We start from the raw sequence: 16,108 nt of genomic DNA on the forward strand, positions 1-16,108 counted from the left end.
AACCTTAATCAGGCTCTTGTAGAAATTTCTGTAAGAGAGTATATAGATAGTATTGGTTTTACAGGTGTTGCTATCCATAAATCAGGAGTACCTTTTAGAAATTTATAGTATAACAATTATTTATTGACATAATATGAATCTATATGTAACTTACGGAATCATTTTCATGATTCTTTTGGTCTTGGAGCTTGTCTATTTCAAGATTGCGGACAAGTGTAACATCATCGATAAGCCGAATGAGAGGTCTTCGCATAGCACAATAGTGCTGCGTGGTGGCGGTATCATCTTCATGTTGGGGCTGTGGATATGGTCGGCGTTTTATGGGATTAGCTATCCATGGTTCCTAACAGCTGTCACGTTGATTGCGGGCGTGAGCTTCGTGGATGACATCCAATCGTTGCCCGACTCGGTGCGGCTTGTGGCTCAGTTTGTGGCTATGGGACTGATGTTCTATCAATTGGACATGCTGCATTGGGAGATGTGGTGGGTGGTGATCATTGCGCTTATCGTGTGTGTGGGTGCTTCAAACGTCATCAACTTCATGGATGGCATCAACGGCATTACGGGCGGATATGCGCTCTCTGTGCTGCTGCCTCTGCTGCTGATCAACAATGGTGCTGCCGGATGCGACCTGAACGCTAAAGTGGCTTTCGTGCCTACTTCGCTCATCATGACGGTCATCTTGGCGGATGTGGTGTTCTGCCTGTTCAACTTCCGTCCGAAGGGTAAGGCGAAATGCTTTGCAGGCGATGTGGGTTCAATTGGCATTGCCTTTATCCTGCTGTTCATGATCGGGCAGCTGATAATGAAGACTGGCGATGTGACGTATCTTGTTTTCTTGTTGGTGTATGGTGTGGATGGCTGCCTGACTATCTGCCACCGCATTATGCTGCATGAGAATCTCGGAGAGGCGCATCGCAAGCATGCGTATCAGTTGATGGCGAATGAGCTGAAAATTGGACATGTGACTGTTTCGTTGATTTACATGGGAATACAGTTGGTCATATCACTCGGATTTATTTACTTAATTCCGAATACAATTGTGGCGCATTGGGCGTATCTTGTCGGTATGTTTATTTTGTTGGCGGTGGCTTATGTGCTATTTAAGAAGAAGTATTATCATTTGCATGAGGATTATTTGAAGGAATTAGGAATTAGAAATTAGGAATTAGGAATTAAGATGGAAATAATTGAAATTAATGATAATCTGTTGGCGGCATTGCATCTGCGTGCTGCTGACTCGGAGAGACTGAGGATGAACTATGACCTCAGGACGACTGCCGATGACACGTCGCAGAGGATGCTGAATGCCTTGGAGGTGGGGACGAGGGTGCCGATACATCGGCATTTGGAGACGAGCGAGACGACAATTTGTCTGCATGGGTGCATGGATGTAGTGTTCTATGACTTGAAGCCGAATGAGGACTGTGGCGGCCCGGTGATGGGGGACTGCGGAACGGTGATTGCCGATGGCATGGAGGCGAATGTGTTTGAGCGGTATCGGGTGAGGCTCTGTCCCCGAGAGGGGAAGTATGGGGTGCAGATACCGCTTGGGGCATGGCACTCGGTGGAGGTGTATGAGCCGAGCACGATATTCGAGGCGAAGGACGGGGCGTATAGGGTCAGGTGACAGGTACCTTAACCATCTATAAACAATTAAGAATTGGCACGAGACAAAAACGAATCAGGGACCTGACTCCTGACCCTGCGGGGATGGAAAATGCTCCCATCCCGATTGGGGAATGAGAGCATTGAGGGTTACTTCTTCCAGATGTTGCTGATGACGCAACGACGGTTGTGCTTGAGCGAATGGCTGACGTGGATCCAGTGGGTGACGGTGCCCTCCTTGTTCTTGCGGTGCTCCATGATGCACTGGTCGAACTGGGTGTTTTCGATTATCCAATCCATCCAATCACTGAGGAGCGAGAGGGATTGCGATGGCGATAGCTTCTTGCCGTTGATGTCGAGCAGGGGGGCGGCGATGTCGGCTGCCTCGCCGGTCATGTGCTGAGAGGTGCGAACACCACCCACGAGCTGGTTGAGCTTCTTGCAGCGGTAGCCGCTGGAGATGACCACCGGACGGTCGAGGTGACGACGCAGGGGTTCGAGGACTTCTTGACAGAGGCGACGGAGATTGTCGATAGCCGAGGCCGATGGGGTGTTGTCGATGCCTCGGGCTGAGGCGGTGGCGCTTCGGGTGAATTCCGAAAGGCGAAAATGCTGACTTAAATACGTATCTTCCATACTATATATATAATGAGTGATAATGTCAGAATAGTTTCATGCGTTGATGATTTTGAGGGTTACTTCATTGCCTCGCTCTATACTTTTGCGGAGACGTTCGTAGAGGGTGTCGAAAGCGGCTCTTGAGTGCTTGAGGCATCCAGGACAGATGAAGGTGCCGACGATGATGCTGCCGTCTTCACGATGATATACGCCATTGCCGGGTTTGAGCAAGTGGCATACCTGTGGCTGATTGCGGTTGAGCTTGATGCAAGTGAGCCTTTTGCAGCTGCTGCAGTCGCCTATCTTGATGACGGGCATCTTGCGGGCATACTTGCGGCACTTGACGATGCTAAGTGGATAGACTCCGGAGGGAAGTGCCGTGGCGACATTCTCGGCGGTGTTGCAGAGACGGAGTGAACCGTCGATGGTGAGACTACCATCAATTGTCTCATTGGTTTTGCGATGGCGGGTGATAAGTATCTGCATAATATAAAAATGAAATTCTATCGAGTTGACGTTTGACGTTTTGACGTTTTAGACTCTCTCGCAGGCTCAGTGCTTGCTAAGATAGTAATCAGAATAGTCCTTGTAATCAGGTGGGAGCTGGTGGCGGACAATGGAAGAGGGTGACCCAAGCAATCGTCGCAAATCCAGAAACAAACGCTCACCGGGCTCGTCCTGATCGGGATACATGTGTAAGACTGTTGATAGCTGAGAGTTGAGGGTTGAGAGTATTTGCAGATCCTGCGGCTTGAGGAGCGTTGCCGACGGTATTGCAACGGCCTTGTGACCACTGGAGAGCATTGCCCAACAGTCGCTTGCTCCCTCTGTGATAAACAGAGGCTCGCCTTTCTTGAGAAGCTTCAGCACGGGCAGATTGTAGATGTGGCAGGTGTGACCGTAGGGAAACTTAAAGCGAGGGGCGGATGATGACTGATTGTTGATTGATGATGACTGATAACTGAGATTGCGGTTCTGAACGCCTATCAGATGGCTGTCGATGTCATAATAGGGAATCTGGAGCCACGACGTGCCTTGCTTGTCGGTGAAGGAGTTGAGGCGACACCAACTGACGACTCGCGGGTCGAGCTTGCGCTGGTCGAAGAGAAAAGTGCGTGCTGCTTCGTTGAGGAAGGGACGCTCGAAGAACCTGAGGTACTTGCTGGCGTCGAATGTGTGCTTGGGCGTTTGGGGTTTGTCGGCAGGTTGCCACTCTGAGAGAATGACGTTGTGCTCGTCGGCAAGCCACTTGCAGGCATCGGCAAACTTTAGATTGAGATGGTTGGCCACAAGATCGATGGTTCGGCCATTTGCTCCACACACATAGCAGCGGTAGCGGTTCTTGGATGTATTGAAATGTAGCGACGGACGTTGGTCGTCGTGGAAGGGACAGAGAGAGAAATGGCGCTTCACTATGAGTCCCAGTCGCTTAGCGACCCCCTCTATGGGGAGGTCGATAAGCTTTTGGATGTCGTTTTGGTCTATCATATTTTCTTGAATGTGTTTTTGTCGAGTTCAACAATGAGCTTGAGCTTCTTCCACAGACTGATGAAGGTGCGTGCTGGCGAGGTGAGCTCTTGCTGCTTGATGAGCAGCTTGAGCTGGTCGCGGGTGAAGGTCTCGGTGCAGAGGTCGTAGAGCCTTGGCTTCTGGGATGGTGCTTCTCCGGCACGCTTGGCGTTGAGCTCGTTGAACTTGTCGCCCCAGCGGTTTAACATTCCATGGATGATATACTCGCTGAGAAAGCGGTAGATGCGGATGCAATGATTCTGGATGGCGACTGATGACTGATTACTGAACGCTGATGATTGAGAATTTAATGATTCCTCCAGCAGATACAGGTAATAGCATAAAGTGGTGGCTCGGAAGGCACTCACACTGGCACGCTTGCGGAACACCTTGATGGCTTCCGACCCCGAGAGGCTGTACTCCTTGGCCTTGCGCTTGATGAAGCGGCGGCACTCGTTGTCGAGCCAGCACATGTCGATCTCCTTCGTGGGCTGCAACTGTCCTTCGGGAGTGTAGGTGTCCTGCATCATCTTTTCAAGTATGGCGTTGATGCTCTGCAGTTGGGAGTCACTATAGGGTATGAACACCTCGTTGTCGGATTCCACGTCGTCGTCGAGTTGACAGACAATGCATCGGGTGATGTTGCCGCCCTCGATGGCCTTGCGGTCGTAATACTCGTCGAGTGCCGCCGGAGTGGCGCAGAACATCGAACAAATATTTATATCAACGATCGCCGAATAGCTGTTGTCCGACGCATAGTCGATACCGAAGAGCGAGCCAAGGTCGTAGGCCGTACGCATGATGGTGCGAAGGTTTGAATAGCCTTGCTTGCCGGCATCGGTCACCTGGGCGAGTTCCTCGGCGAACATCCAAAAGGTGAGGGTGTCACCAAGGATGCGCTCGTAGAAATCGGCTCGCTTGGTGAGGACGGTCTTGGAGATGGTGGGAGGAATGACGCGGATGGTGGTTCGCGGTTCCTCTTCCAACTTCTCGTTGGCTTTCCGGCGCTTCTTCTTCTCGCGATACTCCTGTTCGAGTCGGCGTTGCTCCTTGTCGCGAGCTTTGAGGGTGTCGTTCATGATGAGACCCTCGATGTCGGCGGCAAATGACTTGCCGCACGACTGGGCGCCCTCGATGACCACCTGAAGCAGCAGCGAGTGCATGCGGGTGGTGTCGTGATAATACTTAACGCGGATGCGGCTTGCCAATGCACACAGGGGGGCGAGTGAGGCAATGAAGCTCGGCACCTTGCGCGAGCAGGGGGCATTGCTGACAATCTCGCGGATGATGGGTGGCAGGTCCTTGTCCTTGGGCAGACTAAGCCGATCGAGTGTGGTTTCAAGTTCGTCTTCCATCTTTAGTCAATGATATTAAATGCGTTCAACAATTCAGAATATACCTTGAAGGCAAGATATTGGCGGTTGGTGATGCCACTGGCGTTGATCGTCTTCATGTGAATCTGATACTTGCCGTTCTGCATGTGCACCAACGAGCAGTAGTTGCCATCGAAGAGCTTCGGGTTGCGCTTGGGGCGACGGCTCTTCACCGCCTCCTCGAACCGGAAGCCACCGGTGATCTTGCTGATTACGCCGTTGAGGCACTGTCCTTCTTCGATGGGGAGGGACGGTTGGGTGTTGTCGGGTGTCTGGAATGTGCAATCCAGGGTCACGTTGGGATAAGTCTTTTTCATAATGCAAAATGAATTAGAGTTTGGGAATTGACTTGTTGCGGTAGTGAAGCGGACGGAGAATCTTCTTGTTCTCAGGCTCGTCGTTGAAGCCGCCTCCGGCACGTGTGATGTAGAAGTAGAGCGCGCCTAAGGTGAAGTTGGCGGGCGGAATGATGTCGCCACTTTCGAGATAGTCGAGAAGCGAGTAGCAGAGCTCCTCTTGGGCGCGCTTCTTCAATACGCGAAGGATGGGGCGCACGAAATCCTGCTGCTCGGGCTTCAGGTAGTTGAACAAATCAGACTGAACTGATTTTGGGAATACGATCGGATCGGTGGATTGACCTGCCGATGATTGACGGTAAAAATTCTGTTGCATACGGAATATAAATATATTAGAAATGAAATTGCTGGATGAATTGTTCGATGTCGGCACATATATCGCCCATCTGGATGAGCATGTTGTCCTGACGGTTTTCGCTCATCTGAGCGGCACGGCGCCATGCTTCGAGTGCCACCTCGTTGCTGAGGTCTTCGAGAAAGCGGCGCGAGGATCGTTCTGACCTTCTCCTCAGGTAGGGCTTAAGACGACGGGCACACTCTGGACGATCGCTGATGTAGTACTCGGTGAAGCTGCGGAAGCTGATGAACTCTTCGTTTTGCTGAAGTGATTTCTTAATTCTCATAATTGTTCATTTAAATTAATTTTATTGATTATTATGTGGTGCGGAAAGCCGACATGCGCCTGACCTGCATCTGACATTGAATCAGCAAAAAATCATCCATCAGGGGCGTAATACCTGTTAATACCAAATCTATTTTTTCGACCGCTATAGAGGCAAACTATTAAGATTTGGCGCAAACTATTAAGAACTATTAGAAACCATAGAAAATGTATTAGAACGATATTATGATAAGACTGACTGAGGCTGAAATCGACACTCTGGATGCCGAATACAGCAGGATCTATCCTCTCTACAACGTCATCTCGACCGTGGTGGAGGACTATGAGGGAAGCAAGGGCGGACTGCGTGCAGTGGAAGTGTGGCGCGAGGTGCTCGATCTGGAGATGCGATTGCCCACTGCCCCTCGTCCCGACAGATTCATCGCCAGCGAGCGAACACGGCTGATGAAGAAGTTCAGGCGATTTATGGTGTATTATAAGGGTGAGCTTTGCAGAGAGTCAGCAGAAGACCGAAGCGACGAGGATGTGGAGCGAAGCCTGATATGTGTGCTGCTGGCTTTCGGAATGAGGCTGGCAAGCTATCCCGAGGGAATGGACAACCCCTACGAGCCCATCATGAGGCGCATACGCAAGATGGCTCTGCAATGCAAAGACCTGGAGATGGTGGCAGCCATCACTAACGAATACTACGATGCTGAGGACGAGGAGGAGGAACTTGGCAACTTTGTGCCCGAGGAGGACGTGCTGAGGCCTCACGTAAGGCCAAGGCTCACAAGTGAGATGCAGGCGATTCACGACCGACTGAAGCCGGTGTTCACTTACTTTGCAGATGTCCTGGTGTACGAGAAGACCGTGAGTGCCAATGTGGCTGAAGAGGTCTTCTATGGCATTTGGGACAATCTGTTGATGAACGAGAGCATACTGAAGGAGCTTGACAAGCCAAACATGCCAGAGGGACAGGTCAGTGGCATCAGCTTAAACTGAGGGTATAAACGGATCTACAATACAAGCATGCCGAGGCAAGCGAGGAAGGAATCTTGCACAGGGATATTTCATGTGATGATGCGTGGCATCAATCATCAGAATATCTCTGACCTTCGGTCGAGCCTGCTCACGCTCGACAATGCTCAAGCGAGCTAGGCATTGTACTCGCTTAATCGCAGCCTTGAAGATGAAGAGGATAATTGGCAGTTTATCAATACTCTTGATCGGATGCGCTTGCGTACTGATGATAACGGGCTTCCTTGTGGAACGAACTGCACCTATTATGGCTATTGCCTGATGGCTAATCATTTCCACCTTTTGATTCGTGAGCGTGAGGAGAAGGTGGGGGAGACGGTTAAGCGTATAGCAAGTTCTTATGTGTATTACTATAATAAGAAGTATGGACGTGACGGGCACTTGTTTAAAGAACGCTTTAAGAGTGAGCCGGTGAACGACATGGCTTATTTCGTAACGCTTCTGAGATATATACACCAGAATCCAGTGAAGGCAGGAATCGTGAGCGACATCAAGGATTATGATTTTAGCAGCTGGGGCGAGTTACGGAATTACGGAGTTACGGAGTTACACTCCTGTCGCACAGGCTCAAGCAGCAGGGCATCCTCTGAGATCCTTTGAAAATCCTCAAAGAATCCTGGACTTATTCCGAGAATCTTGGAGAATCCTGCAAGATTTTGAAAATCTCTCTAACATTTTAGGAGGAACTCTGCAAGACGGGGTTCGCTGATGGCTTACAATGAAAAATGTGTTTTTTTTTCTAATTTTTGGGCTGTTAAATAGGTTGTTTGTGTTAAAACGTCTTGATTTTTGAGATATTTTCTCGTAATTTACAGGTTATGCCGATTGTTATTTGTATCTTTGCACAAAAAATTGAGATATGCTAGTAAATTTCACAGTTAAGAATTATCGCTCTTTTAAACAGGAACGAACTTTTGGTATGGAGGCGAGTTCCATAAAGGAACATAAAAAGTCTGTCATCAACAAAGGTAAATACAAGCTGCTTCCGTTGGCAGTTTTCTATGGTGCAAATTCTAGTGGCAAGAGTAATTTCATTCTGGCAATATCTACTATGCGAAGTATGGTCAGACGTTCTGTGCGTTTGAATGAAGGTGATGCGCTACCTTACGACCCTTTTGCATTGGATGAAAATTCTGACTCGCAACCTACGTTGTTTGAGATACAGTTTATAAAAGGTGAGGTCCTATATCGCTATGGTTTTGAATACAACAAAACCGATATTATCTCTGAGTGGCTTTATGAGAAGCGATTTGGCGAGAAAGAGTATGAACTCTTCATGCGCTCGCGAGACATCATTGAAGTGTCTGAGAAAAGATTCCCTGAAGGTCAAGGAAAAGAAGATCTGACCAATTCGAATCGTCTCTTTCTGTCACTTGTTGCTCAGCTGAAGGGTGAAAAGTCCAATTCGATAATGGGCTGGTTTGGTGAATGTAATGTACTATCAGGAATCGATAGTGAAGGTTATGAGGCCTTTACGCTCAGAATGTTTTTGGAGCATTTGAATGGAGCTGATCAGGCTCAGGAGTTTTTTAAAACTCTGCAACTGGGCTTTACCCGATTTTCTGTAAAGAAAGTAGATATTCCCAAAGAAGCCTTAGATAGTGCTCCTCTGTCTATAAGGGCACAGCTTGAAAAGGATATTGTGACAGGTAGTTTTGTTGAGCCAATTACTACTCATAATGTCTATAATGAAAATGGTCTTGTGATAGGGGAACGCAATTTCCACAAGAATCAGATGGAGTCTGAGGGGACGAAGAAAGTTATAGAGATTTCCGGCCCTATATTTGATACGCTGAACGAGGGCAAGACTCTGATTGTTGATGAACTTGATGCAAAGCTTCACCCATTACTGACTCGGAACATCGTACTTCTATTCATGGATCCAGAGAAGAACAGACATGGTGCACAGTTGATCTTCGCTACTCACGATACAAATCTGCTTGATTTGGAAATTATTCGGCGTGACCAAATCTGGTTCGCTGAGAAGGATACGGTGGAGGCTACAGATATCTATTCTCTTGTGGAATTCAAGGATGAGGATGGAAAGAAAGTGCGCAATGATCGTGACATCAAGCGAGATTATATTCGCGGACGATATGGCGCTATACCTTTCATTGGAAAATAGAGTACTGCTATGGGATATTCTAGAAAAGAAGAAATCGCAAAACTGAGGCGGGAACGAAAAGAAGCCAAGGCTGCCAAGAAACGCAAGGAGAATGTTCGTGAAAAGCTCGTGCGTTTCCTCATAGTCTGTGAAGGTACGAAGACAGAGCCGCATTACTTTGAGGCTCTAATCAAGAACTACATTTCTACTGTCCGTGAGGTGACGATTGAGGGCGAAGGTAGGGCTACGGTAGCTTTGATTGACAGAACACAGGAAATCAAGACAGAACTGGAGCGTAAAAATGCCATGTCTTTTGACCGTGTGTGGGTGGTATTTGACAAGGATGATTTCGATGATTTTAACGATGCCATCAAGAAAGCCCATAAGTTGGGTTTCCAAAGTGCCTGGACGAATGAAGCCTTTGAACTCTGGTACTATTTGCATTTTGAGTATCTTGACACAGCCATTAGCCGCGAGGCCTACATTGACAAATTGCAAGATGCCTTTCGTAAGAAGATGGGCGATGAAGGCTTTAAGTATCGGAAAGGAAATCCCGATATATACAGCTTACTTCAGCAGTATGGTCGTGAGGACTTGGCCAAGCGCTTTGCAAAACAACTTCGGGCATTACATAATGATGGCAACTATGCGATGCATAAGCCTTGCACGATTGTAGATAAACTGGTAGAAGAACTGGAACATCCTGGGAGGCTGTTAGAGTGAATGTGATACGGATCATCGGAATTTAAACGGAATTATTTTGGAAGTTGCTTCGCAAGATGTTTTGGAGCAGCGAGAGCAGAGGGAAAGCACGCTTTCACTATGCCGAGTCGTGACAAAACAAACCACAGGTAAATCTTTGGGGGAAATCTTTAATAAAAATATGGCCTATGGCCAGAAATAATCTATCACTAAGGTAGGCAGCTACAACATAATCTTTAACTATAATCTTTGACCAAAATGCGCTCTTCCTCAGGGTGTTGCCCTGGGCTAGGGAAACCATTGGGCTTTCAGCCCGTTTTTGCTTGTGTATCAAAATCTTTAGAATAATCTTCAACTAGAATCTCGAAACTCTAAACTCTAAACACTAACCTATAACCTATAACCTATAACCTATAACCTATAACCTATAACCTATAACCCATATCCCATAAACTAAACACTAACATCTGACAATGAAAACGCCACCCTGGGTTCGGTGAGAACAGGGTGGCGTGGTATCTTCCTGTGGAAGTGGGGGAGGGTTAGTCGAGTTTCAAATCTTTTTTGATGGCTTCAATGCGCTGGTCGGCTGCTTTGGTGCAACGCTCGTAGCAGCCTGCACACTTGAATGAGGCATCTTTGATTTCAAGGTAGAACTTGATCTTGGGTTCGGTACCTGAAGGACGTACGCTGATCTTGGTGCCGTCTTCACAGAACCACTGGAGTACATTAGAGGTGGCGGGCATGTTGAGCTTCTCTACTGTGCCGTCGGCATGCTTGGCTTCGAGTGACTGGTAGTCTTTCCACAGCACTACCTTGGCACCACCCAATACCTGTGGGGGATTGGCACGGAAGTCTGCCATCATCTGTTTGATCTCGTCGGCTCCTGTCTTTCCTGGACGTACTACATTGACGGTGAACTCGCGAGAGAATCCGTATTCGGCATAGATGTCCATGAGGAGGTCGTAGAGGGTCTTGCCGTTGTCTTTTGCCCATGCTGCTATCTCGCAGATGAGGCAGATAGAGGCGGGGGAGTCTTTGTCGCGTACCTTGTCGAAGGGGAGGAATCCGAATGATTCTTCACCACCACCGATATACTTCTGTTTGCCTTCTGAGATTCTAATCTCGTTGGCAATCCATTTGAAGCCTGTATAGCAGTCACGCAGTTCTACACCGTTCTTCTTGGCTATCTCGGCAATAACTTCTGTGGTGACGATGGTCTTGACGAGGAACTCGTTGCCCTTGAGTTGACCGAGCTTCTTCTTGTTGGCGATGATATACCAGCAGAACATCATGCAGGTTTGGTTACCGTTGAGGATTTCCCATTCGCCCTTGGCATTGCGGCAGACAATGGCGAGACGGTCGGCATCGGGGTCGGATGCTATGACGAGGTCGGCATTGAGGCGTGTTCCGAGTTTCATACCGAGTGTCATGGCTTCAGGATTCTCGGGGTTGGGTGATACTACAGTGGGGAAATTGCCGTCGATGACCATCTGTTCGGGTACGACGTGGATGTTTTGGAATCCCCATGAGCGCAGTGCTTCAGGAATGATGACGCGTCCTGTGCCGTGCATGGGCGAATAGACGATATTGAGGTCTTTGTTGCGCAGGATGACATCCTGATCTACCATGGCCTCTTTGACTGCCTGGAGGTAGTCCCAGTCCATTTCTCCACCGATAATCTCGATGAGGTCTTTGTTGCCTTCAAACTTCACATCGTTGATGGTGACTTTATTGACTTCATCGATGATACCTTTGTCGTGGGGTGCCAATACCTGTGCACCATCATCCCAATAGGCTTTATAGCCATTGTACTCACGTGGGTTGTGAGAGGCAGTGACGTTGACACCTGCCTGACAATGGAGCTGACGGATGGCGAAGGAGATCTCTGGTGTGGGGCGCAGGCTCTCGAAGAGATATACCTTGATGCCGTTGGCAGAGAAGATGTCTGCTACGGTTTCTGCAAACATACGTCCGTTGTTACGGCAGTCGTGGCCTACTACTACGGCGAGGTCGTTGCGGTTGGGGAATGCTTTGAGGATATAGTTGGCAAAACCTTGTGTGGCCATGCCTACGATATATTTGTTCATGCGGTTGGTTCCTGCTCCCATGATGCCTCTGAGTCCTCCTGTTCCGAATTCGAGGTTCTGGTAGAAGGCGTCGATAAGGTCGGTCTTGTCGGCATTGTCGAGCATGGCCTGTACTGCTTTGCGTGTCTCTTCATCAAAGGCTGGTGAGAGCCATTCTTTTGCCCGTGCTTCGCATTGGGCGATCAACTCAGTGTTGTTTTCCATAATTCATTTATATTGTTTATATTGTTAGTTATTGTTTCTAATAGCACAAAGTTAAAACAAAAAAATGAAACGATGCAAGGAATGGCTATGAATTTTGTTTTTTTAACCTTGATTGTTGCATGAGGGCACGGATCATCGGAATTTTATCCACGGAGCACACGGAGGACACGGATCATCGGATCATCGGAATTTAGACGGAATTTATACGGATGGTTTGGGGTTGCCTGTTGGCAAGAAATCTTTGGAGGAAATCTTTGTTGAGATGTTGCTTCGCAAGAAATGAAATTCCTATGAACCAAAATCTTTAAACGCAAATCATTGACCAAAATGCGCTCGAGTTCCTCGCTTTTGGGAAGGGTTTTATCTTGGATCGCATCGGAGATGCTCGAAATCTTAACGAAAATCTTTAGAAGAATCTTTAACTAGAATCCGTGTTCTCCGTGTGTTCCGTGGATTTTTTGGGGGGTTGCTTCGCAAGAAATCTTTGGAGGAAATCTTTTATGAGATGTTGCTTCGCAAGAAATGAAATTCCTATGAACCAAAATCTTTAAACAAAAATCATTGACCAAAATGCGCAACAGTACGTTGCTCTGCAGGAGGGGTTTAATGGGGATCGCCTTACAGGATCGAAATCTAAAACAAAATCTTAGCAAAAATCTTCAACTAGAATCTTTTTCCGTGTCTTCTGTGTGATCCGTGGATTATTCAGTAGCTTCGCTAGAAATCTTGGAGGAAATCTTAATAATAAAGAATGGCCTGTGGCCAGAAATAATTCAATAACCAAGAAACTATAATCTTTAAAGAAAATCCTAAACAAAATGCGCTCTTCCTCAGGGTGTTGCCCTAGGCTAGGGAAACCATTGGGCTTTCAGCCCGTTTTTGCTTGTGTATCAAAATCTTTAGAAGAATCCTAACTGAAAATGCGCAACAGTACGTTGCTCTGCAGGAGGGGTTTAATGGGGATCGCATCGGAGATGCTCGAAATCTTAACGAAAATCTTGAAAATAATCTTCAACCTATAACCTATAACCTATAACCTCTAACCTTTAACCTCTAACCTTTAACCTTTAACCTTTAACCTCTAACCTTTAACCTTTAACCTTTAACCTCTAACCAAAACACTCCGTGAATATAAAAAATCGCAACAACTGATTATCAGAATGTTGCGATTTCATTAGTTGCGGAGGCAGGACTCGAACATGCGACCTCCAGGTTATGAGCCTGGCGAGCTACCAACTGCTCCACTCCGCTGTATTTCTTAATTGCGGGTGCAAAGGTACAAACTATTTTTGAAAATACCAAATTTTTATGCGATAATTTTTTGTTTTTCCTCCAAATAGAACAAAATAACGGAAATTGTTTGCACAATAGAAAAGAAATGTGTAATTTTGCACACGTATGCATGCATGTGCAATAGAAAAATAGGAGGAGTCATACTATGTCAATATCAAAGACGCGACAAAAATTAGTAGATGTAGCCCGTCAGTTGTTTGCCAAAAACGGAATGGAAAACACGACGATGAACGACATTGCCATTGCCTCTGGCAAAGGACGTCGCACGCTATATACCTATTTTAAATCCAAGGAAGATATTTATTTTGCTGTCATTGAGTGCGAACTGGAGCGCCTGTCTGATAAATTGGATGAGGTAGCAGCTAAGCGTATCCGTCCACAGGATAAGGTGATAGAATTGATATACACCCATCTGAGTATGATCCGTGAGACGGTGGTGCGTAACGGTAATCTACGTGCTGAGTTTTTCCGTAATATATGGATGGTGGAGAAGGTGCGTAAGAACTTTGATGATGCAGAAGTGGAATTGTTCCGTAAGGTATATACAGAGGGCAAGGAGGCAGGCGAGTTTGACATAGAAAACGTAGATCTTGTAGCTGACATCACCCACTATTGTATCAAGGGACTTGAAGTGCCTTATATCTATGGTCGTATTGCCCATGGAATGACAGAAGAAGCCACCAAACCTCAGGTTGCCAAATTTGTGTATGGCGCATTGGGAAACTTCAAGAAGAACAGTGACCGATGATTTGACAGGAATAGTAACACTAACAATAAAACATATAACATAAACAAATAAACACATTATGGGATTATTAACAGGAAAGACTGCCCTCATTACAGGTGCAGCACGTGGTATCGGCAAAGCCGTTGCTATGAAATTTGCCCAGGAAGGCGCTAACATTGCATTTACTGATCTTGTACTCAACGATGATATGGCTGCAGGCCTTGAGGCTACCCGTAAGGAAATTGAGGCTCTTGGCGTGAAATGTAATGCCTATGCAGGAAATGCTGCTGACTTTGCAGAGACAGAGGCTGTGGTCAACAAAATCAAGGAGGATTTCGGTTCTATTGATGTACTGGTGAACAATGCCGGTATCACCAAGGATGGTCTGATGCTCCGTATGACAGAGGCCCAGTGGGATGCAGTATTGAATGTCAATCTGAAATCAGCTTTCAACTTCATTCATGCCTGCGCTCCTATCATGTTGCGCCAGCGTAAGGGTTCTATCATCAATATGTCGAGTGTGGTAGGTGTACACGGTAATGCAGGCCAGTGTAACTACTCTGCTTCTAAAGCAGGTATGATTGGTTTGGCAAAGTCTATTGCTCAGGAACTCGGTCCTAAGGGTGTACGTGCCAATGCCGTAGCTCCTGGTTTCATTGAGACTGCCATGACGGCACAACTGCCAGAAGAGATTCGTAAGGACTGGATGAAGAAGATTCCTCTCCGTCGTGGCGGACAGGTAGAAGATATTGCTAATGTTTGTCTGTTCCTGGCTTCTGATATGTCAAGCTATGTATCAGGTCAGGTGATTCAGATTGACGGTGGTATGAATATGTAAAAATCTAATTATTACGCTATAAAAAACGCAGACTCCTTTGTTGGGAGCCTGCGTTTTTGTTGGTATGCCCGATGGCAATCGTGCTGTGCATCTTATGCCAGCGTATGCGCATCGAGATACTGTTGGACGTTGTCTTTGTAGGATTCAGATACGGGGATAAACTCCTTGCCGAAGACGATACGGAAGCGGTCGATAGATTCCGCCTTGCTCATGTGCACGATATAGGAGCGGTGTGTGCGCTGGAACTCCGGTCTGGGAAGGAACTCTTCGAGTTTCTTCATGTTCATGAGTGACATGATTTTCCTACCGTCGTCGAGATAGAAGCGGACATAGTCTTTGAGTCCTTCAACATACAGGATGTTGTCGAGGTCAATGCGTACCAATTTATAATCGCTCTTGACAAAGATAAAGCGGTCGCGCATATAAGTCTCTTGTTTGCGGAACACCCTGAACCATTCCAGCGCTTTGTTGGCAGCAACCAGGAAGTCTTCGTAGGCAATGGGCTTGAGCAGATAGTCGAGTGCCTTAACCTTATAGCCATCCAGGGCATACTGTTGGAAAGCGGTGGTGAAAATGATTTTTGTTGTTTTAGGAACGATTCTGGCAAATTCTATGCCTGACAGTTCTGGCATCTGGATATCGAGAAAGAGCAGGTCAACAGGATTGTCGCGTAGCACCTTCATAGCCTCGATAGCGCTTCCATACGAACCTTGTAGTTCGAGAAATGGTGTCTTTTCGGCATAACTCTTCAGGAGTTCAATTGCCAACGGTTCATCGTCGATGATAGCACAAGTGATGTTCATAATTTAATTGTAATGGTAGAATGATACATTTTTTGATTATCGTTAACGCCATGCGTCCATTCATAGCGTCCTTTATAAGCCAGTTCCAATCGTCGTCTTACAAGTTCGAGTCCCACGCCGTGTCCACTCCTGTCAGTAGAAGTCTTGGGGTGGTTGGAGTTGACGATGTCGCAGACGATTTGTTTGTCATTGGCTTGGATGGTAATATTGATGGTACAGGGAACGGCAGGTTTTACTCCAT

At 47.1% G+C, this 16,108-nt stretch carries 17 protein-coding genes and 1 tRNA gene; 8 read left to right on the forward strand and 10 right to left on the reverse strand.

Annotated elements, in window-relative coordinates; all coding sequences use genetic code 11:
• The first annotated feature begins 133 nt into the window (after positions 1-133).
• Both CIK89_RS12155 and CIK89_RS12160 read left to right on the forward strand, forming a co-directional pair.
• Positions 134-1,165 (forward strand): glycosyltransferase family 4 protein, encoded by a 1,032-nt coding sequence (locus CIK89_RS12155; protein ID WP_094391629.1) that lies wholly within the window; start codon positions 134-136, stop codon positions 1,163-1,165.
• A 15-nt stretch (positions 1,166-1,180) separates the two neighbouring features.
• The gene (locus CIK89_RS12160; RefSeq protein ID WP_094391630.1) at positions 1,181-1,630 is read left to right on the forward strand and encodes a WbuC family cupin fold metalloprotein; all 450 of its coding nucleotides are present in this window, start codon (positions 1,181-1,183) and stop codon (positions 1,628-1,630) included.
• A gap of 128 nt (positions 1,631-1,758) precedes the next feature.
• Here the strand turns inward: CIK89_RS12160 and CIK89_RS12165 are convergent, their stop codons facing one another.
• The 7 genes from CIK89_RS12165 to CIK89_RS12195 form a co-directional block, all read right to left on the reverse strand.
• The gene (locus CIK89_RS12165) at positions 1,759-2,244 is read right to left on the reverse strand and encodes a D-Ala-D-Ala carboxypeptidase family metallohydrolase (RefSeq protein WP_094391631.1); all 486 of its coding nucleotides are present in this window, start codon (positions 2,242-2,244) and stop codon (positions 1,759-1,761) included.
• A gap of 36 nt (positions 2,245-2,280) precedes the next feature.
• Entirely contained in the window at positions 2,281-2,712 is a 432-nt protein-coding gene (locus tag CIK89_RS12170; RefSeq protein WP_094391632.1) for a DUF5675 family protein, read from the reverse strand.
• Positions 2,713-2,778: 66 nt separating this feature from the next.
• Positions 2,779-3,714 carry a CHC2 zinc finger domain-containing protein gene (locus CIK89_RS12175; RefSeq protein ID WP_094391633.1) on the reverse strand — a complete coding sequence of 312 codons (936 nt, stop codon included), beginning with the start codon at positions 3,712-3,714 and terminating at the stop codon, positions 2,779-2,781.
• Positions 3,711-5,090 carry a DUF3987 domain-containing protein gene (locus CIK89_RS12180; protein ID WP_094391634.1) on the reverse strand — a complete coding sequence of 460 codons (1,380 nt, stop codon included), beginning with the start codon at positions 5,088-5,090 and terminating at the stop codon, positions 3,711-3,713. The genes CIK89_RS12175 and CIK89_RS12180 overlap by 4 nt, the downstream gene beginning before the upstream one ends.
• A 2-nt stretch (positions 5,091-5,092) precedes the next feature.
• Positions 5,093-5,425, reverse strand: coding sequence for a hypothetical protein (locus CIK89_RS12185; RefSeq protein WP_094391635.1), 333 nt, complete (start codon positions 5,423-5,425; stop codon positions 5,093-5,095).
• A gap of 13 nt (positions 5,426-5,438) precedes the next feature.
• Complete coding sequence (locus CIK89_RS12190; protein WP_094391636.1) at positions 5,439-5,780, reverse strand: hypothetical protein; 342 nt, start codon at positions 5,778-5,780, stop codon at positions 5,439-5,441.
• Between the two features lie 16 nt (positions 5,781-5,796).
• Positions 5,797-6,087, reverse strand: coding sequence for a hypothetical protein (locus CIK89_RS12195; RefSeq protein ID WP_094391637.1), 291 nt, complete (start codon positions 6,085-6,087; stop codon positions 5,797-5,799).
• Positions 6,088-6,311: 224 nt separating this feature from the next.
• Here CIK89_RS12195 and CIK89_RS12200 point away from each other — a divergent pair, with 224 nt between their 5' ends.
• The 4 genes from CIK89_RS12200 to CIK89_RS12215 all read left to right on the forward strand — a co-directional run bounded on the left by CIK89_RS12200 (position 6,312) and on the right by CIK89_RS12215 (position 9,933).
• Positions 6,312-7,070 carry a hypothetical protein gene (locus CIK89_RS12200; protein ID WP_094391638.1) on the forward strand — a complete coding sequence of 253 codons (759 nt, stop codon included), beginning with the start codon at positions 6,312-6,314 and terminating at the stop codon, positions 7,068-7,070.
• A gap of 159 nt (positions 7,071-7,229) precedes the next feature.
• Positions 7,230-7,706 carry a transposase gene (locus CIK89_RS12205; RefSeq protein WP_144007418.1) on the forward strand — a complete coding sequence of 159 codons (477 nt, stop codon included), beginning with the start codon at positions 7,230-7,232 and terminating at the stop codon, positions 7,704-7,706.
• A gap of 259 nt (positions 7,707-7,965) precedes the next feature.
• Entirely contained in the window at positions 7,966-9,231 is a 1,266-nt protein-coding gene (locus CIK89_RS12210) for an ATP/GTP-binding protein (RefSeq protein WP_094391640.1), read from the forward strand.
• A 9-nt stretch (positions 9,232-9,240) separates the two neighbouring features.
• Entirely contained in the window at positions 9,241-9,933 is a 693-nt protein-coding gene (locus tag CIK89_RS12215) for an RloB family protein (RefSeq protein ID WP_094391641.1), read from the forward strand.
• Between the two features lie 521 nt (positions 9,934-10,454).
• Here CIK89_RS12215 and CIK89_RS12220 read toward each other — a convergent pair.
• Both CIK89_RS12220 and CIK89_RS12225 read right to left on the reverse strand, forming a co-directional pair.
• Positions 10,455-12,206, reverse strand: coding sequence for a phospho-sugar mutase (locus tag CIK89_RS12220; RefSeq protein WP_094391642.1), 1,752 nt, complete (start codon positions 12,204-12,206; stop codon positions 10,455-10,457).
• A 1,178-nt stretch (positions 12,207-13,384) separates the two neighbouring features.
• Positions 13,385-13,457: transfer RNA gene (locus tag CIK89_RS12225), tRNA-Met, on the reverse strand.
• Between the two features lie 187 nt (positions 13,458-13,644).
• On the opposite strand from CIK89_RS12225, the gene CIK89_RS12230 reads away from it, so the two are divergent.
• Both CIK89_RS12230 and fabG read left to right on the forward strand, forming a co-directional pair.
• The gene (locus CIK89_RS12230) at positions 13,645-14,247 is read left to right on the forward strand and encodes a TetR/AcrR family transcriptional regulator (protein WP_094391643.1); all 603 of its coding nucleotides are present in this window, start codon (positions 13,645-13,647) and stop codon (positions 14,245-14,247) included.
• Between the two features lie 58 nt (positions 14,248-14,305).
• Positions 14,306-15,064, forward strand: a complete 759-nt coding sequence (fabG, locus tag CIK89_RS12235; protein ID WP_094391644.1) for a 3-oxoacyl-[acyl-carrier-protein] reductase — start codon at positions 14,306-14,308, stop codon at positions 15,062-15,064.
• A gap of 92 nt (positions 15,065-15,156) precedes the next feature.
• Here fabG and CIK89_RS12240 read toward each other — a convergent pair whose 3' ends face one another.
• Positions 15,157-15,867: a LytTR family DNA-binding domain-containing protein gene (locus CIK89_RS12240; protein WP_094391645.1), complete on the reverse strand. Its 711-nt coding sequence runs from the start codon at positions 15,865-15,867 to the stop codon at positions 15,157-15,159.
• Positions 15,868-16,108: the final 241 nt, after the last annotated feature.

The organism is Prevotella sp. P4-119, from assembly GCF_002251345.1.
Classification (GTDB): domain Bacteria; phylum Bacteroidota; class Bacteroidia; order Bacteroidales; family Bacteroidaceae; genus Prevotella.